The 864-nt window shown below is 60.3% G+C and carries 1 protein-coding gene; it reads right to left on the reverse strand.

Translation table 11 applies throughout. The annotated features are described in order from the left end of the window. Positions 1–192: 192 nt before the first annotated feature. The gene (locus EN994_RS33470; protein ID WP_027160847.1) at positions 193–561 is read right to left on the reverse strand and encodes a hypothetical protein; all 369 of its coding nucleotides are present in this window, start codon (positions 559–561) and stop codon (positions 193–195) included. Positions 562–864: the final 303 nt, after the last annotated feature.

Below are 864 nucleotides of genomic sequence, written 5' to 3' on the forward strand. Positions count from 1 at the left end.
GCGCCGAACGCGCCCATCAGGCCGGCGACGAGCAGGGCGGCGATGGTTCCCGCGCCGGCCGTTATCCAGGCTTGAAATTTTGAGCGGGCAGTCTTGAACATTCCAAACTATGCACGTCGAACGGTCAGCCACCCCTGCGCAGTCTAGAAAGAAAAAATGGCTGATGGAACCCGCAAATGGCTGGTCCAGTCCTCACACCGCTTCCCTTGCCCAGAGCCTGTGGCCATGGCGGCGGAAATAGCGCGCCACCAGGCGCTGCTGCTTGGCCCTGATCAGGTCGGGCAGGCGCCGCTCCTGGCGCCAGCGCGGTATGTTGCGCCAGCAGGCTATGAAGCGGGCGGCGTCCTCGATTACCTCCTGCGCCGAGAGTGCCGGACCGATAGCGGCCAGGAACAGCGCCTCCGACGGTTTCAACTCGTCGATCACCGCCTTGCGCCTGACGTGATCCTGACGGGCGTGGGCGATGCCGCTGCGACGGATTGCTTCGAAGGCTTCAAGCAAGGCCAGGCTGTCGCCGGCGTAGCCGCAGGAACGGGCAAAATCGGCGGCAAAAGCGTCCATTATCGCTCCCGGGTCTGATGCAGTGGGCAGGTTCGTACCCGACTCACATTTTCATACATTTATGAAAGCATAACTCAAATTATGCTAGAAGAAAAACTTCTGGGAAAGTTTGAAAACTGCGACTCGACTCCCGGCGTAAAACACAGGAATATGCGAACAAATCAGGAACAAAGACGAGGCAGGGGCGATGGCATTGCCGGGCAAGGAACCAACGATCGCGCATGTCGCCTCGATCTCGGTCGAGTGCGCCGATTGTGGCCGCAACAGGTGGTGGCGACCCGATCAGCTGAAGCGGTTCGGGGT

Origin of the sequence: Mesorhizobium sp. M7A.F.Ca.CA.002.09.1.1 (assembly GCF_003998555.1) — a bacterium.
GTDB classification, from domain to species: Bacteria; Pseudomonadota; Alphaproteobacteria; order Rhizobiales; family Rhizobiaceae; genus Mesorhizobium; species Mesorhizobium ciceri.